This window comes from Stenotrophomonas maltophilia, from assembly GCF_001274595.1.
Lineage (GTDB): Bacteria > Pseudomonadota > Gammaproteobacteria > Xanthomonadales > Xanthomonadaceae > Stenotrophomonas > Stenotrophomonas forensis.
Genome location: NZ_CP011010.1, coordinates 215,428 through 234,176, shown reverse-complemented (window position 1 = coordinate 234,176; position 18,749 = coordinate 215,428). Strand labels below are relative to the sequence as shown.

At 68.0% G+C, this 18,749-nt stretch carries 20 protein-coding genes; 5 read left to right on the top strand and 15 right to left on the bottom strand.

Features of this window, described 5'->3' with window-relative positions; translation table 11 throughout:
- Positions 1 to 92: 92 nt before the first annotated feature.
- Both VN11_RS01045 and lepB read right to left on the bottom strand, forming a co-directional pair.
- A complete protein-coding gene (locus tag VN11_RS01045) occupies positions 93 to 1,349 on the bottom strand; it encodes an MFS transporter (protein WP_053448492.1) in 1,257 nt (418 codons plus the stop codon).
- 124 nt (positions 1,350 to 1,473) lie between these two features.
- The gene (gene lepB / locus VN11_RS01040; RefSeq protein WP_053448491.1) at positions 1,474 to 2,100 is read right to left on the bottom strand and encodes a signal peptidase I; all 627 of its coding nucleotides are present in this window, start codon (positions 2,098 to 2,100) and stop codon (positions 1,474 to 1,476) included.
- Between the two features lie 182 nt (positions 2,101 to 2,282).
- Between lepB and VN11_RS01035 the strand changes: the two genes are divergently transcribed.
- Both VN11_RS01035 and VN11_RS01030 read left to right on the top strand, forming a co-directional pair.
- Positions 2,283 to 2,684 (top strand): hypothetical protein, encoded by a 402-nt coding sequence (locus VN11_RS01035; RefSeq protein WP_008267294.1) that lies wholly within the window; start codon positions 2,283 to 2,285, stop codon positions 2,682 to 2,684.
- A gap of 3 nt (positions 2,685 to 2,687) precedes the next feature.
- Positions 2,688 to 3,134 carry a 3-dehydroquinate dehydratase gene (locus VN11_RS01030; RefSeq protein WP_004153636.1) on the top strand — a complete coding sequence of 149 codons (447 nt, stop codon included), beginning with the start codon at positions 2,688 to 2,690 and terminating at the stop codon, positions 3,132 to 3,134.
- 145 nt (positions 3,135 to 3,279) lie between these two features.
- Here the strand turns inward: VN11_RS01030 and dcp are convergent, their stop codons facing one another.
- From dcp to arfB, 3 genes are all read right to left on the bottom strand, one after another.
- Positions 3,280 to 5,436 (bottom strand): peptidyl-dipeptidase Dcp, encoded by a 2,157-nt coding sequence (dcp, locus tag VN11_RS01025; RefSeq protein ID WP_053448490.1) that lies wholly within the window; start codon positions 5,434 to 5,436, stop codon positions 3,280 to 3,282.
- 111 nt (positions 5,437 to 5,547) lie between these two features.
- Complete coding sequence (locus tag VN11_RS01020) at positions 5,548 to 6,150, bottom strand: lysophospholipid acyltransferase family protein (protein ID WP_008266991.1); 603 nt, start codon at positions 6,148 to 6,150, stop codon at positions 5,548 to 5,550.
- A gap of 4 nt (positions 6,151 to 6,154) precedes the next feature.
- A complete protein-coding gene (gene arfB, locus VN11_RS01015) occupies positions 6,155 to 6,586 on the bottom strand; it encodes an alternative ribosome rescue aminoacyl-tRNA hydrolase ArfB (protein WP_004153612.1) in 432 nt (143 codons plus the stop codon).
- A gap of 133 nt (positions 6,587 to 6,719) precedes the next feature.
- On the opposite strand from arfB, the gene VN11_RS01010 reads away from it, so the two are divergent.
- Positions 6,720 to 7,247, top strand: a complete 528-nt coding sequence (locus tag VN11_RS01010; RefSeq protein WP_010487093.1) for a DUF2059 domain-containing protein — start codon at positions 6,720 to 6,722, stop codon at positions 7,245 to 7,247.
- Positions 7,248 to 7,323: 76 nt separating this feature from the next.
- On the opposite strand, the gene VN11_RS01005 is transcribed toward VN11_RS01010, so the two are convergent.
- From VN11_RS01005 to VN11_RS00990, 4 genes are all read right to left on the bottom strand, one after another.
- A complete protein-coding gene (locus VN11_RS01005) occupies positions 7,324 to 8,091 on the bottom strand; it encodes a pseudouridine synthase (protein WP_428992458.1) in 768 nt (255 codons plus the stop codon).
- 106 nt (positions 8,092 to 8,197) lie between these two features.
- Entirely contained in the window at positions 8,198 to 8,776 is a 579-nt protein-coding gene (locus VN11_RS01000) for an O-methyltransferase (protein WP_053451222.1), read from the bottom strand.
- A gap of 5 nt (positions 8,777 to 8,781) precedes the next feature.
- Positions 8,782 to 10,437 (bottom strand): ubiquinone biosynthesis regulatory protein kinase UbiB, encoded by a 1,656-nt coding sequence (gene ubiB, locus VN11_RS00995; protein ID WP_053448489.1) that lies wholly within the window; start codon positions 10,435 to 10,437, stop codon positions 8,782 to 8,784.
- Positions 10,434 to 11,069, bottom strand: coding sequence for a ubiquinone biosynthesis accessory factor UbiJ (locus VN11_RS00990; protein ID WP_004153599.1), 636 nt, complete (start codon positions 11,067 to 11,069; stop codon positions 10,434 to 10,436). Before VN11_RS00990 ends, ubiB begins: the two co-directional genes overlap by 4 nt.
- 451 nt (positions 11,070 to 11,520) lie before the next feature.
- Between VN11_RS00990 and ddlA the strand changes: the two genes are divergently transcribed.
- The gene (gene ddlA / locus VN11_RS00985) at positions 11,521 to 12,606 is read left to right on the top strand and encodes a D-alanine--D-alanine ligase (RefSeq protein WP_053448488.1); all 1,086 of its coding nucleotides are present in this window, start codon (positions 11,521 to 11,523) and stop codon (positions 12,604 to 12,606) included.
- A gap of 100 nt (positions 12,607 to 12,706) precedes the next feature.
- Here ddlA and VN11_RS21705 read toward each other — a convergent pair whose 3' ends face one another.
- The 3 genes from VN11_RS21705 to oleC form a co-directional block, all read right to left on the bottom strand.
- The gene (locus VN11_RS21705) at positions 12,707 to 12,862 is read right to left on the bottom strand and encodes a DUF1328 domain-containing protein (protein WP_004153593.1); all 156 of its coding nucleotides are present in this window, start codon (positions 12,860 to 12,862) and stop codon (positions 12,707 to 12,709) included.
- 82 nt (positions 12,863 to 12,944) lie between these two features.
- Positions 12,945 to 13,937 (bottom strand): 2-alkyl-3-oxoalkanoate reductase, encoded by a 993-nt coding sequence (oleD, locus tag VN11_RS00980; protein ID WP_053448487.1) that lies wholly within the window; start codon positions 13,935 to 13,937, stop codon positions 12,945 to 12,947.
- A complete protein-coding gene (oleC, locus tag VN11_RS00975) occupies positions 13,934 to 15,592 on the bottom strand; it encodes an olefin beta-lactone synthetase (RefSeq protein ID WP_053448486.1) in 1,659 nt (552 codons plus the stop codon). Before oleC ends, oleD begins: the two co-directional genes overlap by 4 nt.
- Before the next feature lie 104 nt (positions 15,593 to 15,696).
- On the opposite strand from oleC, the gene VN11_RS00970 reads away from it, so the two are divergent.
- Positions 15,697 to 16,128 carry a YkgJ family cysteine cluster protein gene (locus VN11_RS00970; RefSeq protein ID WP_049458121.1) on the top strand — a complete coding sequence of 144 codons (432 nt, stop codon included), beginning with the start codon at positions 15,697 to 15,699 and terminating at the stop codon, positions 16,126 to 16,128.
- 71 nt (positions 16,129 to 16,199) lie between these two features.
- Here VN11_RS00970 and VN11_RS00965 read toward each other — a convergent pair whose 3' ends face one another.
- The 3 genes from VN11_RS00965 to VN11_RS00955 form a co-directional block, all read right to left on the bottom strand.
- Positions 16,200 to 17,090 (bottom strand): alpha/beta fold hydrolase, encoded by an 891-nt coding sequence (locus VN11_RS00965; RefSeq protein ID WP_053448485.1) that lies wholly within the window; start codon positions 17,088 to 17,090, stop codon positions 16,200 to 16,202.
- 140 nt (positions 17,091 to 17,230) lie between these two features.
- Positions 17,231 to 18,247, bottom strand: coding sequence for a 3-oxoacyl-ACP synthase III (locus VN11_RS00960; RefSeq protein WP_004153587.1), 1,017 nt, complete (start codon positions 18,245 to 18,247; stop codon positions 17,231 to 17,233).
- 102 nt (positions 18,248 to 18,349) lie between these two features.
- Positions 18,350 to 18,667 carry a DUF4156 domain-containing protein gene (locus VN11_RS00955; RefSeq protein ID WP_053448484.1) on the bottom strand — a complete coding sequence of 106 codons (318 nt, stop codon included), beginning with the start codon at positions 18,665 to 18,667 and terminating at the stop codon, positions 18,350 to 18,352.
- Positions 18,668 to 18,749 lie beyond the last annotated feature (82 nt).

The following is an 18,749-nucleotide window of genomic DNA, read 5'->3' as shown; positions in this document are numbered from 1 at the left end:
GATGCCAACCTTGGTTGGCCGCCCTGCCAGAGCGCCGACCAAGGTCGGCATCTACCAGAGCAGCGCCGCGCCCAAGTGAAACGCGCGTTGGATCACGCCGTCACCGGCTGCGGAGCACGCTGCTGCAGCGCCCAGACGATACCGCCGCCGATCAGGGTCAGCACGGCAGCGAAGGCGCACACCCCCCGCCAGTCCCAGGCCGTGTAGGCCAGGCCGCCCACGCCACCCAGCACGCTCGAGCCAAGGTAGTAGGCAAACAGGTACAGCGCCGAGGCTTCGGCGCGCATCGTGCCGGCGCGGCTGCCAACCCAGCTGCTGGCCACCGAGTGGCCACCGAAGAAGCCGAACGTGACCAGTGCGATGCCCAGAGCCATCGTGCTCAGCCACGGCATCGCCAGCAGTGCGATGCCGGCGCCGATCAGTGCGAACGAGATCGACAGGATGCGGCCGCGCCCGTAGCGCGTGGCCTGCTGGCCCATCCACGCCGAACTGAAGGTGCCGACCAGATACACACTGAAGATCAGCCCGACCACGGTCTGGCTGAGGTGGTACGGCGGTGCCAGCAGGTGGTAGCCCAGGTAGTTGTAGAGGGTGACGAACACACCCATCAACACGAACGAGGTGGCGAACAGCCACGGCAGGCCCGGGTCGCCGAACAGCGCGCGCCAGCGCGACGGCAACTGGCGCAGGCCGCCGCGACGGGCCTGGAAATGCCGCGACGGCGGCAGCTGCAGCCACAGCAGCACGGTGCTGGCGATGGCAATGATCGAGACCACGCCGATGCCCCAGCGCCAGCCCCAGTGGTCGGCGATGATGCCGGCCAGCAGGCGGCCGCTCATGCCACCGATGGCGTTGCCGCCGATGTACAGGCCCATCGCCAGGCCCAGTGCGCGGCTGTCCATTTCCTCCACCAGGTAGGTCATCGCCACCGCCGGTACGCCGCTCAGCGCCAGGCCGAGCAGGGTGCGCAGCACCAGCAGCGTGGTCCAGTCGTCCACCAGTGCGGTGCACAGCGACAGGATGGCCGACGCGAGCAGCGCGGCGATCATCAACGGGCGGCGGCCGATCGCATCGGACAGCAGCCCGGCCAGCAGCATCGCCACCGCCAGCGTGCCGGTGGTCAGCGACAGCGACATCGCGCTGCCGGCAGCGGAGACGCCGAAATGACGGCTGAACTCGGGCAGCAGCGGCTGCACCGTATACAGCAGGCCGAAGGTGGAGAAGCCAGCCAGGAACAGCGCCAGCGCGGTACGCCGGAAGGCGGGGGTACCCTGCTGGATGCGGGTCTCGGCAGCAGGGTCGACAGTGTGGGGGCGGCGTTCGACGGCCGCCGCGGTTTCGCCAGTCATGGGATCGATGGGCCGGTGGGGACGGCCGGGCGTGGGAGGGAACGGGCCCCAGACTAGGCCCGTTGATTCAGTCGATCCATAACCTGATAGGTCATGATTGATACACAGGAAGTATCAATTCAGCTTACAGTCGCTGCCATTCGAACCCGTCGCCGCGGCGGTAGTACACCGCCACGGCGCGGCCATACAGTTTGTCGGCGTCGACGAAGCCGAAGAAGCGGCCGTCAAAGCTGTTGCCGCGGTGGTCACCCAGCACCAGCACCTTGCCGGCCGGCACCACCAGATCGGCGATGTCCGGGCCGCCGCCCATGTCCAGATCGAGGCGGGCGCGGCGCTGGCCGAAGGCTTCCACGTCCTGCACATCGGCGATCTGCAGCGGCTGGCCGTTGATGCTCAGATGGCCTTCATGCAGCTGCACGTGGTCGCCGGCTACCGCCGCCACGCGCTTGATCAGGCGGGTGCCATCGGCCGGCGAGTCGAACACCGCCACTTCGCCACGCTGCGGGCTGCCGGTCGCCATCAGTTCCTTGCCAGTGAACGGCAGGCGCAGGCCATAGGCGCGCATGTCCACCACCACCCGGTCGCCAGGCTGCAGGGTTGGCTGCATCGAGCCACTGGGCACCACGTAGTGGTTGGCCAGGGTATCGCGGGCGGCGGCCAGCAGGCCGAGCATCACCAGCAGCGGCAATGCTTCCTTCTTCAGCCAGGTAAGCGCGCGTTCGGAAAAGGGAGGGCGGGCAACAGCATCCATGGCAGGCTCCGGGTGGTCGGTAGCGGTATCAGACCACACGCAGGCGTCGCAGGTTCCCGGCAGCGCGGGACATGGGTTACGCAGGTTTTACGCCCCGGCCCGGCGGCGGGCATCGCACCTTTACGGCCAGCGCGCGCATCGTGTGCCCACCGCGCCACAGGGCGCATTCCGCAAGGTGTTGTATGACCCTCCTGGTGATCCGCCACGCATCTCCGTCGGCGCCGCGCCCGCAGCTGCCGGCGCAGTTGAGCGGCCATCGCGTGCTGTGCAGCGACTGCGCCAGCCTGTCAGAAGTGCGCCAGTGCCTGTGCCAGCCGCAGGCGCGCTCGGCCGACTGGGTGCTGCTGGATGTCGGCACCGCCGACGAGGCGCAGTGGCAGGCCGAAGGTGGCGCGCTGCAGGCGGCACTGGAACGGCTGCCGGCGCAGTACATCGAGCTGCAGGCCCGCAGCGAGCCGGGCCTGGATGCACGCCTGCGCCTGCAGCACGGTCCGGCTGCGGTGGTGGTCGACCAGCGCAGCCAGCAGGCCGGTTACCCGTTGTCGCTGGCCATCGTTGGCCGCCGCCTGGCGCAGGAGGGCTGAGCCATGTCGATCTTCATCATCCGTGGCCCGGAAGCGGCCGGTGCGCTGATCCGTACCGCGATGCCGCTGCCGGCGCCGGTCCTGAAGTCGCTGGTGCATCGCGCGATCGACGCCGGCACCAGCGTGGCGATCCGCGCGTGTGGTTCGGAGCAGGAACTGCTGGACGCGCTGCGCGTGGCCGACCACAGCCGTGGCGAGGTGACCCTGCTCGATCCGGGTGCGTGTGCCAACAGCCTGCGCCTGCAGCGGCTGCTGCCGTACCTGCACAATGCCTACGTGGAAGTGCATGACGACGGCGCGGTGGCCGAACCGTGCCTGCCGGCCGGGGTTGGCCAGCGCCTGGGCATCGCCGCGGGGTATGGCGCGCAGAGCTATGTGCTGGCGCTGGACATCGCGCTGGATCACCTGGGATTGGCCGAGCAGGCGAACCGCGTGCACGTAGGCACGTAACCCGCTTGTGTAGAGTCGAGCCATGCTCGACTGGCTTTTCATCGAAAGGCAGCCGAGCATGGCTCGGCTCTACAGAAGAACGTCGAGCATGGCTCGACGCTACACAACGAAAAACGGCGGGGTTTCCCCCGCCGTTTTCGCTTTCTTATTTCAGCCCGCGGAACTTCAGCAGCGGCTCCACCGACGGGTCCTTGCCGCGGAAATCGCGGTACAGGGTCGACAGCTCCACGCTGTTGCCACGCGAGAGGATCTTGTCGCGGAACTCCTGGCCGTTGGCGGCGGTCAGGCCACCGTGCTCGGTGAACCACTGGTAGGCGTCATGGTCGAGCACTTCGGCCCAGAAGTAGGCGTAGTAACCGGCCGAGTAGCCACCGCCCCAGATGTGGTCGAAGTAGGTGGTGCGGTAGCGCGGCGGCACCTGCGGCAGGTCGACCTTGAACTTCTTCAGCGCGCTGGCTTCAAAGGCACCGACATCCTGCAGCGGCGCGTCGGCCTTCTGCGTGTGCCAGGCCAGGTCAAGCAACGCAGCCGACAGGTACTCGGTGGTCGCGTAGCCCTGGTTGAAGCTGCGTGCCTTGAGGATCTTGTCGACCAGTTCCTGCGGCATCGCCTCGCCGGTCTTGTAGTGCTTGGCGTAGTTGGCGAACACCTTCGGGTCCAGCGCCCAGTGCTCGTTGAACTGCGACGGGAACTCGACGAAGTCACGCGAGGTGGCGGTGCCGGCGATCGACGGGTACTTCACGTTCGAGAACATGCCGTGCAGTGCATGGCCGAACTCATGGAACATGGTGGTGACGTCGTCGAAGCTGATCAGCGCAGGCTGGCCGGCGGCCGGCTTGGTGAAGTTGCAGACGTTGTAGACCACCGGCTTGGCACCGGTCAGGCCGTCCTGTTCGACGAACACGTCCATCCAGGCGCCGCCGGACTTGCTGTCACGCTTGAAGTAGTCGGTGTAGAACAGGGCCAGCGAGGTGCCGTCCTTGTCGAACACTTCGTACACCTTCATGTCCGGGTTGTAGGTCGGAATGTCGGTACGCGGCTTGAAGGTGATGCCGTACAGCTGGGTGGCGGCGTAGAAGACGCCGTTCTGCAGCACGTTGTCCAGTTCGAAGTACGGCTTGATCTGCGACTCGTCCAGATCGTACTTGGCCTTGCGCACCTGCTCGGCGTAGAAGTCCCAGTCCGATGCAGCGACCTGGAAGCCGCCCTTCTGCGCGTCGATCACCTTCTGGATCTCGCCGGCTTCGGCGCGGGCCTTGGCGGTGGCGGCCGGCACGGTGTCGGTCAGCAGCTTCAGCGCGGCGGCCGGGGTCTTGGCCATCTGGTCGCCCAGCTGGTAGTCGGCGAAGGTATCGAAGCCGAGCAGCTTGGCCTTCTGCGCACGCAGCTGGGCCAGGCGCTGCACGGTCTGCCGGGTGTCGTTGGCATCACCGCGCTCGGCACGGGTTTCCGAAGCCTTCAGCACGGCCGCGCGCTGGTCGCCGTCGCTGAGCGAGCCGAGCACCGGCTGCTGGGTGGTGTTCTGCAGCGGCAGCACGAACTTGCCGTCCAGCTTGCGGTCCTTGGCGGCGGCGGCCGCGTTGTTGATCGCGTCCTCGTCCAGCCCGGCCAGCTTGGCCTTGTCGTCGACGACCACGGCGGCGGCGGCGGTGGCGGCCACCAGGCGGGTGTGGAACTGGGTGGAGAGGGTGGTCTCTTCCACGTTGAGCTTGCGCAGCGATGCCTTGTCGGCGTCGGACAGCTGCGCACCGGCACGTACCAGGCCGTCGTAGTAGTGCTCGACCAGGCGCTTCTGCACCGGGTCCAGCTCCAGCGTGTCGCGCTGGTCATAGATCGACTTCACGCGCGCGAACAGCTTCGGATCGAGGTTGATCTCGTCCTGGTGCGCGGCCAGCTTCGGCGCCACTTCTTCCTGGATCTTCTGGCGCGCGTCGTTGGTATCGGCCTGGACCAGGCCGAAGAAGATGCGCGACACGCGGGTCAGGGTCTCGCCGCTGCGCTCCATCGCCACGATGGTGTTGTCGAAGGTGGCCGGTTCGCTGCTGTCGGCGATCTTGCGCACGTCGGCCAGGTGCTGGCGCATGCCTTCCTCGAAGGCCGGCAGGTAGTCGCTGTCCTTGATCTTGTCGAACTGCGGCGCCTGGAACGGCAGCGTGCTGGCACTCAGCAGCGGGTTGGTGGAGGCTTCGGCCGGCTGCTGGGCCGGGGTCTTCTGGGCTTCGGACACGGGGGTGGACTCCTTGCCGGAACAGGCCGCCAGCGCCAGGCTGATGGCGGCGGCCAGGACTACGGTACGCGACATGTAAAACGCTCCTTGGGCAGACGGTATGGAATACCAGCCCTCCACCCTACTCCTGTCGCGCTCGCCCGGCATGTGCCGGACGTGGCGTCTATGCGGGGCCTGCCGGCCGGCTCAGACCGTGCCGCGGGTCTTGCCGATCCAGGGCCGGTAGAACTCGCGGATGGCGGCCATGTCGGCCGCGTCATCACCGCTGGGCGTGAACAGCGGCCCGATGCCGATGGTCTTTTCCGGGTAGTGGAAGTACGCGGCCAGGATCGGCACGTCGGCCATCCGCGCGATCTTCAGGAAACCGGCCTTCCAGTCCTTCACCGCCTTGCGGGTGCCCTCGGGGGTGATCGCGAACCACATCTTCTCGTTGTTGCGCAGCAGGTCCACCGCCTGGCCGACGGTGCCCTGCGGCGAGCTGCGGTCGAGCGGAATCACGCCCAGCTTGTGCAGCAGCGGGCCCAGCGGCCACCAGAACAGCGAGGCCTTGCCCAGCACCTTCACCTTCATGCCCAGCGCGATCTTGGCCGCCATGCCCCACAGTCCGTCCCAGTTGGACGAATGCGGCGCGATGATGAACACCAGCCGGGGGATGTCGGGCAGGGTGCCGGTCACCTTCCAGCCGCCCATGCGCAGGGTGCAGCGCGCCAGCCAGCGCAGGAAGGCGTTGGGTTTGACCTGCGGCATCTGCGGCGGAACGGCCGGCAGCAACGGAGTCGGGTTGTTCAAGCAATCACTCCCAGTCACGTGATGAGCGCCCGCGCTTGATCTGCGCGCGCCCGCGTTTGGCGTCCAGACGACGCAGTTTCGACCCGAGGGTCGGCTTGGTGGCCTTGCGCGGTTTGGGCACGCTCAGCCCGGCCTGGATGAAGGCCGCCAGCCGATCGCGCGCATCCTCGCGATTGCGATCCTGGGTCCGGAACCGTTGCGCATCGATGACCAGCACGCCTTCGCCGGTCATGCGCCGGTCACGCCGCGCCAGCAGGCGGGTGCGCAACGGCTCGGGCAACGAGGGCGAGTTGGCCACGTCGAAACGCAGTTCCACCGCGGTGGAGACCTTGTTGACGTTCTGCCCACCGGCGCCACTGGCACGCACGAACCGCTCGACGATCTCGCCGTCGGGGATTTCAAGCTGCGCGCTGATGGTGACCGGTCCACTGCCCATCCGCGCATTGTAGCGGCAGCCACGTCCCGCAGTGCGGCATCGCGCACCGTATGCCGCCGATCAGGTACCGAACACGCCGCCTTCGCCTTGGCTGCGGGTATGCTGGCCGTCCCATGTACCGCAGGAAGCCCGCATGACCCGCACCGCACCCGCCCTGCCGTCCCTGCTGCGTCGCGCCGCCCTGCTGCTGGCGCTGGCCGTGGCCAGTGTGCCGGCCCTGGCCGCGCCGCCGACCGATGGCGACATCAACCGCCTGCTCTCGGCCTCGCGCGCGCAGAGCATGATCGACACCATGCTGCCGCAGATCGAAGCGATGCAGCAGCAGCAGTTCCAGCAGGTGGCCGCGCAGCGCCAGCTCAACGCCCAGCAGCAGGAGCAGCTGAAGCGGATCCAGGCGCGGACCAGCCAGACCCTGCGCCAGGCCCTGTCATGGCAGCAGCTGCGGCCGATGTACGTGGACCTCTACAAGAAGACCTTCAGCAAGGAAGACGTGCTGGCGATGGCCGAGTTCTACGAGAGCGCGGCCGGCCAGAGCCTGCTGGACAAGACCCCGGCGCTGATGCAGAACGTGATGGTGGCCATCCAGGCGCGCATGCAGCCGCTGTTCGCGGACCTGCAGAAGGACCTGGAAGCGATCGTCAACGAACCGGAAAAGAAGTGAGGTAGGGCCGGCCGCTGGCCGGCTCCCCCAGTACATCTGGAATCGCGTAGCTGCCGGCCAGCGGCCGGCACTGCCGTCAAGCGCTATCCACCTGCCAGCCGAACAGGTCCAGCGCCTTCTGGAACCCAGCGTCCAGCGGCGCGCGTACATCCACAACGCCACCGTCGGGATGCGGGAACCGCAGGCGCTCGGCGTGCAGCAGCATGCGGTGCACGCCCTGCATGCGGAAGATGCGGTTGTGGCGGCCATCACCGTGGCTGGTGTCGCCGATCATGTGGTGCGACAGGTGCTTGAGGTGGCGACGGATCTGCCGGAAGCGCCCGGTCTGCGGCTGGCAGCGCAGCAACGCATAACGCGAACTGCTGAACTCGCCGATCGGCACCGACAGCTCGCCGGTGGCCAGGCGCTGGAAATCGGTGATCGCCGGCTTCTTCACCGGCTTGCCCGGGCCGCCATCCAGATCATGGTCGACCTGCCAGGAGAGCTCGGCCGGCCAGCCCCGGCACACGGTCAGGTAGTCCTTCAGCACTTCGCCGCCCATCAGCGCCTTGCCCAGCGCGCTGGCGGTATCGCGGTCGAAGGCCAGCAGCAGGCAGCCACTGGTCGCCCGGTCCAGGCGATGGACCAGGAAGATCGGGCGGCCCAGCTGCTCGCGCAGGCGGTCGGCCAGGAAATCGTCTTCGCCACGGGCCAGCTTGCTGTCGTGGACCATCAGCCCGGCCGGCTTGTTGACCACGGCCAGGCGCTCATCCAGGTGCAGCAGCTGCAGGGGTGCGGTGTCGGTCTCGACCGCAGCGAGGGTGTCAGGTTCGGTGCTCACCACGGGATTATCGGGGCTGGGCATTGAATGGGGTAGAGCCGGCCGCTGGCCGGCTGCCTCCGGGCAATCGGATGGCTGCGGTTGCCGGCCAGCGGCCGGCACTACCGGATCAAGCGGGGCGGCACGGCAGTCAGGCGTTGCGCACCGCCAGCAACTCGCCATTGCCCACCGGCACCAGGCTGGTGCTGAACGCCTCGTCGGCAGCCAACAGGGCGCGCAGCGGTTCCATCTGCGCGGCGTGCGAGATCGCGTTGTCCACCACCAGCAGGCCACCGGGCCGCAGCACGCGCCGCAACTGCGGCCACCAGCCGGCGTACTGTTCGCGGTCCGAATCGAGGAACAGCAGGTCGACGCTGGCATCGTCGGCCTGCGCCAGCCACGACCCGGCATCGCCGTGGACCAGGGTGATGTACTGCTCCAAGCCGCTGCGTGCGAAGGTGGCACGCGCCATCGCCGCCTTGTCCTCGGCGAACTCCAGCGTGGTCACATGGCCGTCGATGGCCGCGGCGGCCTCGGCCAGCCACAGCGTGGAATAGCCATTGGACGTGCCGATTTCCAGCACCCGCCGCGCCTGGCCAAAACGCACCAGCACCGAGAGCAACTCACCGGTCTCCGGCGTGATGTTGAGCATGCGCCGGCCGCGCTCGGTTTCGCGCGCGTCGTTGTCGGTACCGAAGCGCACCAGCTCGTCCTTGAGCGCCTGCAGCACGGTGGCTACTTCCACCACGCGCGCAGCAGCGCCACCGCGCCAACCGCACCGGACAACCAGCTCCACATCGGCAGGTCGCCCCAGTACCAGCCCGGCGGTTGCAGCACGTACATCAGCGCCGCGATGGCCAGCAGGCCAACGCCGGTGATCGCACCCACCGCGCGTTTCTGCAGGCGCTGCAGGCTGGCATCGAGCGCCACCAGATCGCGCGAGCGCATCGCCAGTTCATGGCGGCCTTCCACCTGCTGGGTCAGCCAGGCGTGTACCAGGCGCGGCATGTCCGGCGCATGGGTCATGATTTCCGGCAGGCGCTTGCCGATCTCGCGCACCACCCGGCGCGGGCTGTAGCGCTCGCGCAGGATCTTCGCCAGCACCGGCTTGGCCACTGCCCAGATGTCGATCTGAGGATCGAGCTGGCGACCGACACCTTCGATGTTCAGCAGGGTCTTCTGCAGCAGGATCAGCTGCGGCTGCAGGGTCAGCTGGTAGCGCTGGGCCACGCGGAACAGCTTCATCAGCACTTCGGCCAGCGAGATCTGCGACAGCGGGCGGGTGAAGTACGGCTCGCATACCGAACGCACCGCCGCTTCCAGATCATCGATGCGCACGTGGTCCGGCATCCAGCGTGCCTGCACGTGCAGTTCGGCGATGCGACGGTAATCTCGGTTGAAGATGGCCATGAAGTTCTCGGCCAGGTAGTACTGATCTTCCTGCGAGAGCTGGCCCATGATGCCGAAGTCCAGCGCGATGAAGCGCGGGTTGGCACGGCGCGCCGGATCGGTGTCGACCCAGATGTTGCCGGCGTGCGCGTCGGCATGGAAGAAGTTGTCACGGAACACTTGGGTGTAGAACACCCGCACGCCCTTGGCGGCCAGCGCCTTGCGGTCGATGCCGGCCTTGTCCAGCGCGGCGATGTCATCGGACGGAATGCCCCATACGCGTTCCAGGGTCAGCGCACGCTCGGCGGTGTGGCTCCAGATCACTTCCGGTACGTACAGATCGTCGCTGTTTTCCCAGAAGCGGCGCAGCACGCTGGCATTGGCGCCTTCGCGCTGCAGGTCCAGTTCGGCAGCCAGGGTGTTCTCGACTTCGGCCACCACTTCACGCGGGCGGATCTTGTCGGCACGTGGATGGGTGCGCTCGACCAGCGCGGCCAGCGAGTTGAGCAGGGCAATGTCGGCATCGATCTGCTTTTCGATGCCTGGGCGCAATACCTTGACCACCACCTGGCGGCCGTCGGCGAGCGTCGCTGCGTGCACCTGCGCGATCGAGGCCGAAGCCAGCGGTTCGGTGTCGAAGCTGGCAAACGCCTCGCTCACCGGCAGGCCGAGTGCTTCTTCGACGATGCGGCGCGCAGTATCGCCATCGAACGGCTTGACCCGGTCCTGCAGCAGGGTCAGCTCGTTGGCCACGTCGGGCGGTACCAGGTCGCGGCGGGTCGACAGGATCTGGCCGAACTTGACGAAGATCGGCCCGAGGTCCTGCAGCGCCAGGCGCAGGCGCGCGCCGCGCGATTGTGCGGCGATATCGGCCGAGGCGCGCGGCACGAACGGCTTGGCCAGGCGCAGCCAGCGCTCGGCCGGCGTGCCCTGCAGCAGATCGTCGAGGCGGTAACGCAGGATCACCCGGCCGATGCGGCTGGCCCGCAGCACGGCCTTCATGCGGCACCCCGCAGGCGCTGCACGCGCGCGCCCAGCCGCTCGACGTCATCACGCAGCACGTCAACGTCATCGTGGAAGGCATCCAGTTCGGCGCGCGGCACCACATCACGCGATTCCTCGGTGATGAACTCGGCAGCGCTATGGGCCAGGTCGATCGCGCCCTGGCGCGCGTGCTGCAGGGCGCTGCGCAGGGTGTTGGCCACCTGCACGCCCAGCACCTCGCCGAACACGCTGACGAACGGCTGCTGCCAGTCCGGATCGAAGCCCTTGGCCAGCTGCTGCAGGCGGCGCGCCAGCTCGGCATCGCCGGCCACGCGCACGCGGCCCTTGCCGGTGCTGTCGGCGCGGCGCGCGTTGGCCAGCAATGGCAACTGCGCCAGCACGCCGGCCAGGCTGCTGCGCACGGCCAGATCGGCTTCCTGCGTGTCGACCGGGCCGACCCGCAGCTGATCGCCCTCGACGCTGATGCGCATCGCCAGCGAAGGCGCTTCCAGGGTCAGGTCGATATGCCGGCCGTCGAGGCTGGCCAGCGCATGGCGGGTATCCGGATCCAGCGCGAGGGCGCGGTTCAGGGCGATCTGCAGGGCGCGGCCAGCGACCGGCTTGAGGGACTTGAGCAGGGAGAGAGCCATGTGCGCATTCTACCTGCGTGGGTGGGGGGCTTGGGCCGGGCTGCCGCCCGGCACCCGCAGATGCAACTGCCAGAGCAACGGCCGAAGCAACAGCGGGCAGTCCGTGGGTTGGCGGGGTGGGTCCGGTTGCGGGGGACGCCGTAAACCCCCCTCCGGGGTCCGGCCCAGCCGCTGGCGGCTGTGCGTTCGGGCGCTTGCGAAGCAGTGCTTCGCAAGCAAAGCGCCCTCACCCTTGGGGGCTTGGCCGCGGCATCCATGCCGCGGACACCCCCGCAACCGGACCCACCCCGCCTTCGACAGGTTTCTGCTGCTGTGGGTGGGTGTCGACCTTGGTCGACACGGTAGATCCACGCCATGCGTGGATGGAATTCTGGTTCATCTGTGCCTCACCTGGGTGGCAGCGGAAGGTTCATGCTGTACGGCCACGCAATGCACAGGACATCGCAACGCCATGGCACGGACCCGGGTCGGCATCATCTTCGGGGGCAGGTCCTCCGAGCACGAAGTTTCGCTGCAGTCGGCGAAGAACATCCTCGATGCCCTCGACCGCGAGCGCTTCGAGCCGGTGCTGGTCGGCATCGACAAGCAGGGCCAGTGGCATCTGAGCCAGCCTGACACCTTCCTGCTCAATGCCGATGACCCGTCGCGCATCGCGCTGCATCGTTCCGGGCAGTCGCTGGCGGTCCTTCCCGGCACGGAGCAGGCGCAGCTGCAGCCGTCCGATGCGACCAGCGTGCTGGGCCAGATCGATGTGGTGTTGCCGATCGTGCATGGACCGCTGGGCGAGGACGGTGCGCTGCAGGGCCTGCTGCGCATGGCCAACCTGCCCTTCGTGGGTTCGCCGGTGCTGGGCTCGGCGGTGGCGATGGACAAGGACGTGGCCAAGCGCCTGCTGCGTGATGCCGGGCTGCAGGTGGCGCCGTGGCTGTGCATCCGTCGCCACCAGGCGGCGGCGGTCGATGTCGAGGCGGTGATCGCCCAGCTGGGCCTGCCGCTGTTCGTGAAGCCGGCCAACCAGGGTTCATCGGTCGGCGTAAGCAAGGTCAAGGAGGCGGCCGGCTTTGCTGAGGCACTGGAACTGGCGTTGCGCTATGACCACAAGGTACTGGTGGAGTCGGCGGTGGTCGGCCGTGAAATCGAGTGCGCGGTGCTGGGCAACGCGCAGCCGCAGGCCAGCGTGTGCGGTGAAGTGGTAGTGCACGACGAGTTCTACGCCTACGACACCAAGTACATCAACGAAGGCGGTGCCGACGTGGTGGTACCGGCGGACATCGACGCTGCCACCCAGGCGCGCATCCAGCAGATCGCGCTGCAGGCCTACCAGGCGCTGGAGTGTGCCGGCATGGCGCGCGTGGATGTGTTCCTCACCGCAGACGGCGAGATCGTCATCAACGAGGTCAACACGCTGCCGGGCTTCACCCGCATCAGCATGTACCCGAAGTTGTGGGGTGCCAGCGGCGTGGACTACACCACGCTGATCACGCGGCTGATTGAACTGGCGCTGGAGCGCCATGGGGCAGACAGGCAGCTTCTGTAGCGTCGAGCCATGCTCGACGAAGGGCGTGCCGACCAACGGTCGGCACCCACCGGAGAAAACAGTGCCGGCCGGCCAGCGGCCGGCACTACCCTGCGGTCTTCTACCCGCGCTTGCGGAACATCGAGATCACTGCCAGTACCAGGAACACAACGAACAGGATCCAGGCAATGTTGCTGGCAGCACCGGCAATGCCGGAGAAGCCGAGCACGGCGGCGATGATGGCGATGACAAAGAAAATGACGGCGTAATGCAGCATGGCGCTCCTCGCAGATGTCCGGGCCGTTGGATGGCGTGGGTCCATCCTCCCGATCTGGCGGTGTGCAACCGGTGATGGCGATCTATGCGGCAGATGAAGCCTTCAGCCTGCGCAGCCCTTCTTCGATGCTGACCTGCGGCACGTAGCCGAAATCGCGACGTGCCGGCTCCATGCTGTACCAGTGCGGCGTACACAGCTGCTCGGCCAGGAAACGGGTCAACGGCGGTTCGCCACGCAGGCGCAGCAACGGCCACAGCCGCTCGCAGACCGCGCCGATGCGGTAGGCGGTCCTGAAGCTGATCGCCTTGTCCACCGTCGGCGCCCCCACGGCGGCCAGCAGCCTGTTGACCAGCTCGCGCATCGGCAGCGGTTCGCCGTTGGAGATGAAGTACGCCTTGCCGGCGCAGGCCGCGCCCGGTGCCAGGGCTTCGAAGGCGAGGAAGTGCGCCAGCGCGGCGTTGTCGATGTAGGTGGTATCGACCTTGTTGTTGCCGTCGCCGACCAGGCGCAGGCGGCCCTGCCGCGCGCGCTCGGCCAGGCGAGGCACCAGCTGCTGGTCGCCCGGCCCCCAGATCAGGCGCGGGCGCAGTGCTACCGTCGCCAGCGTCGCATCGTTGGCCGCCAGCACGCGTTGTTCTGCAATCGCCTTGGTCGCCGCATACGGGGCCTGGAAATCCTCGCCGTACGGCACTTCATCGGCGCCGAGGCCTTCCACCGGGTGGGTCGCGCGATGAGTCACGCTGGGCGTGGAGGTGTAGACCAGCCGGCTGATGCCATGCGCGCGGCATGCGGCGATGACGTTGTCGGTGCCGACCACGTTGGCCTGGTGGTAGCTGTCATAGCTGCCCCACGCGCCGGCCTTGGCGCCGTTGTGGAACACCGCATCGACGCCAGCCACCGCATGCAGCACCGCCTGCGCATCGGCCAGGTCGCCACGGATCTGGCCCACGCCCATCGCCTGCAGTTCCGGGTAGTGGCTGCGGTTGAACGCCAGCACCTGGTGGCCGCGTTCGACCAGCCCGCGGCACAGCGCCTGGCCAAGGAAACCACCCCCACCGGTGACCAGGATCTTCATGCGCGCTTCTCCAGTTCGGCGCTGGCCCAGACGGCGAGCTTCTCGCGGCCGATCTTGGCGTTGTGACGGATATCGACGGGGAAGGCCGGATGCACCAGGAAGTGCTGCAGGCCGGCCTCAGGCACGCGGGCTGCTGCGTGAGCGCGCAGTGCTTCCTGCAGTGCCGGGCTGTCGGACTGGCCACGCTGCAGTTCCACGCACAGCACCGGCACCTGCGCACCTGCGGCGCCAACACCGACCAGCGCGCTGCGCGCCACGCCAGCGACGGTGTTGAACACCGGCTCGACCTGCTCGGTGTACAGCGGCCCGCGTGCGGTTTCCACGCGCTGCGTCTTGCGCCCGCAGAACCACAGGCGGCCCTGTGCATCGAAGTACCCTACGTCGCCCATGCGGTGCACGATGCGGATGCTGCCATCGGCCAGGGTTTCGCTGATCTTCGCTGCCGCGGTCGCCTGCGGGCGGTTGAAATAGCTGTCGGTGGTGGTCGGCCCGGCCACGGTGATCTCGCCCACCTCACCGGTGGCCAGCACGCGTGCCTGCCCCCAGTCCGGCAGCGGGGCATCATCGATGGCGATGATGCGCACCTCGTTCGGCTCCACCACGCTGCCCACGCAGGTGCCGGCGCCGGCCTCGGTGGCGGCGCGGGTGCGCTCCAGCTCGCGGCCTTCGACCACGGCCACCGGCAGGCACTCGGTGGCGCCATACGGGGTCCAGAACTGCGCATCGGCCGGCAGCAGGCGGCGGATGGTGGCGACCACGTCCGGCGGCACCGGCGCACCGGCCGAGGTCACCCGGGTCACGGTCGGCAGCGGCCGGCCATGCCTGGCCAGCACGCGCATGAGGGCCGGCGAACCGAACAGCTGGGTCACGCCGAAGCGCTGGATGGCGTCGTGCAGTCGCGCCGGATCGGCCTGTGCCGGCCGCGTCGGGTCCATGTCCGGGATCACCGAGGTCAGGCCCAGCGCCGGATCGAACAGCGCGAACGGCGGGAAGGTCGGCAGGTCCACCCCACCCGCTTCCATGCCGAACGCGCTGCCCAGCAGCTGGATCTGGCCGACGAAGTGGCGGTGACGGTAGACCACGCCCTTGGGCACGCCGGTGGAGCCGCTGGTGAACAGGATCGCCGCCATGTCCTCGCCATCGGTGCCGGCCAGCATCGGCCCACCGTTGGCGCCTGCGCGCTCGAGCGCGGCCAGGGTGGTTCCACCCCAGCCGAGGCGGCGGCCGACAGTGACCAGACGGGTCGCCGAAGGCGCCCAACGCAGCGCCAGCCGCGCCACATGCGCCAGCGGGATGCCGATGAAGGCCTCCGGCTGCGCCTCGTCCAGGCATTGCTTCAGCGCACGCCTGTCGATGCCCGGGTCGACCAGCACCGGCACCGCGCCCAGCTTGAACAGCGCGAACATCAACAGGAAGAACTCCGGCGACGGCCGCACCATCACCACCGTGCGCACGCCGCGGCCGATGCCGTAGCCGGCCAGGCCGGCCGCCATGGCATCGCTGCGCGCGTCCAGCTGGCGGTAGTCCAGGGTCACGTCATAGGCCGCCATGCCATTGCCGGCACCGCGGCGGCCGGGGCAGCGGATGGCGATCTGGTCGGGGCGTTCGCGAGCCAGTTCAGGCAGGCGGGCCGCAATGTTGCAGGGTCCGTTCATCCGTTCATTGTCGCCGCTTACGGAATTTCTTGCGCGGCGGCCCACTTCGTGGAAAATCCGCACCCTCGTTCCTGATTCCGACTGCCGCCCGAGGCGGCTTGCCCATGCAACATCCCTGCATGACCTGCGGCGCCTGCTGCACCCAGTACCGCGTGGCCTTCCACTGGATGGAATCGGACGAGGTCACCCCCGGCGGCGTGCCGCACCAGCTCACCGAGGTGCTCGACCCGCATCGCCTGTGCATGCGCGGCACCCACTCCAAGCCGGTGCGCTGCGTGGCGCTGGATGCGCAGATCGGCGTGTATTCACGCTGCACCATCCACCCCAACCGGCCCAGCGTGTGCCGCGAGGTGGATGCGTCGTGGGAGTACGGCAAGGCCAGCCCGCAGTGCGACAAGGCGCGCATCGCCTATGGCCTGGATCCGCTGACGCTGGCCGACTGGCGCTGGCGCGACGAGGCCGGGAACGATGACGGCCATCCGGACGACAACGGCAACAGCCCGTCCTCGCCACCGCAGGCACCGGTGGCCGCGTAGTGGTAGTGCCGGCCGCTGGCCGGCAACCTCATGAACCCGGCCGGTGTGCCGACCAACGGTCGGCACGCCCCTCAGATCGGGTTCTTGTCCAGGAACGCGCGGATTTCCGGCACCAGCACGTCGTGCTTGTCTTCCAGCACGTAATGGCCGGCATCCTCGAAGGCATGCACCTGGGCCTGCGGCAGCGCGGCCTGGAAACCCTTCAGGAAATGATGGTCGAACACGAAGTCGCGCAGGCCCCAGCCGAGGAAGGCCGGGCGGTCGGCGAACGACGGCAGCGCCTTGCCGGCGCGCTCCAGCAGCGACCAGGCCTTGTCGGCCGGTGACAGCGGGATGTCCTGCATGAAGCGGATGGTGCTGATGCGGTTGGCGTAGCTGTTGTACGGCGACACATAGGCACGGCGCACATCGGCCGGCATCTTCCGTTCCACGCCCAGCCAAGAGGCGCCGGACGAGAACGCGTTGAAGGTGCGGATGATCCACTCACCGATCTTCCAGTGGCGGCCCAGCGCGATCTGCCACGGCATCTTCTTCGCCGCCGGCATCGGGAACGCGGCGGTGTTGAGCACCACCAGGCGCTTCACCTGCTCGTGGTGCGACAGCGCCCAGCCGAAACCGATCATGCCGCCCCAGTCGTGCACGGCCAGGGTCACCGGGCCGGTGATGCCCAGGTGCTTCAGCAGCGCATCGAGGTCGTCCACGCGCGACTGCAGGGTGTATTCGTAGCGGCTGTCGTCCGGCTTGTCCGACAGGCCCATGCCGATGTGGTCCGGCACGATGCAGCGGTACTTGTCCGACAGGCCGGCCACCAGCGTGCGCCAGTAGTAGCTCCACGACGGATTGCCGTGCACCATCACCACCACTTCGCCGTCGCGCGGGCCTTCGTCGAGATAGTTCATCGACAGGCCGGGGCGCACGTCGAAACGCTGCGGGTGGGCGGGGTAACCGGGAAGATCGCGCATGCGGAGCACCTAGGGAGAATCGCGGCGCGGTATAGAGCCGAGCCGATGTTCGGCTGCTCTCCGGTCCGCTGCGGAAGAGCCGCGCTGCGCGCGTGAGCCGAGCATGGCTCGGCTCTACAGGAGGTCGGGCAGCGGGCTGCTTACCAGACCACTTCAGCCATCGAGCAGTTCAGGCCCGAGCCGATGCCCAGAAGCGCGATGCGATCGCCCTTCTTCAGCTTGCCCAGCTGCTTGAGCTTGCTCAGCACGATCGGCACCGAGGCCGGACCGATGTTGCCGTGCTCGCCGAAGATGGTCATGACCTTCTTCGGATCGATGCCGAAGTTCTTGATGAACGCAGCGGTGTGCGGCTGGCTGACCTGGTGGATCACGAACTGGTCCAGCTCTTCCACGGCCCAGCCCAAGGCGATCTTGGCGGCGGTGAAGGTCTTCTGGGCCAGCTTGATGCCTTCGATCAGCAGCAGGCGGGTGTCGGTGACCATGCGGTCCAGGTTGCCCAGGCACAGCTGGTTCCACTCGGTGGCCGAGCGGGTCACGCCGCCCTTGTAGCGCGGGGCGTCCGGCACCAGTTCCGAGCGCGCCATCACCATCGCGGCGGCGCCCGAACCGGTGGTCAGCGCGGCCAGCTCGTTGCGGAAATCGTCGGCGGTGACGTCCGGGGCGGTCATGCGCTCCAGGGTCTTCTCGTACACCAGGTTGGCGGTCTCGCCATCCACCACCAGCGCGTAGTCGATGTCGCCGCGCTCGATCATGCGCGCGGCGATATCCATGCCGTTGATGAAGGCCAGGCAGGCATTGGCGACGTCGAAGGTCATGCACTCGTCGCTGACGCCAAGGTTGCCGGAGACGATCGACGCCGTGGACGGCTCCAGGTAATCGCGGCTGACCGAGGTGTTGACCAGCAGGCCGACCTGGGTCGCGGTGATGCCCGCGTCTTCCAGCGCCTTGCGCCCGGCCATGGTGGCCGCATCGGAGGCCAGCACGCCGTTGTCCCACAGGCGGCGCGCGTGGATGCCGGCGATGTCGCCGAGCACGTCGGTGCGGATACCCAGGCGGTCCAGCGTCGGCTGCAGCCGCTCGTTGATTTCCTTGGTCGTCAGCGTATGCGGCGCGTCGACGTGTGCCAGGCCGGCGATCGAGACATTCTTGAAGAGCATCGAGGTTAGCGCCAAGGCTCAGGCAAAAGGGGGCGCTATTCTATAACTCCCGGGCTTTCACCGCATCTTTACGAATTCAGGCTTGCCCGTATGGTGAAGCGTTCAGCGCGGCGGGCACTGGAACGCGGCGAAGCGCTGGCTGCCGTCGGCTGGAGCCGCGGCGGCCTGCACGGCGCTGGCGCCGGCACTCGGGGCCTCGTTGCGGGCCAGGGTTTCCAGCTCTTCCTGCACGCGCAGCGGGTTGCGGTTGTAGAAGCCGACCTTGCTCTTCACGGTGACCACCACCTCGCCCTTGGCGATGCAGCCGGCCGGAACCGGGCCTGCCGGCAGCACGCGGGTCGCCTTGCCGGCCGGTTCGATCGGCACCCAGGTGCAGGCGGTGACGGTGAGCAGCAGGGAGGAAAGCAGCAGAACGCGCATGGGCAGATCCTGGAAGGGTATGGGGGGATTCTGCCTGAACAGCCTGAATCGGGGGTAGCCGGGCTCGGGGTCGGATCCCCCG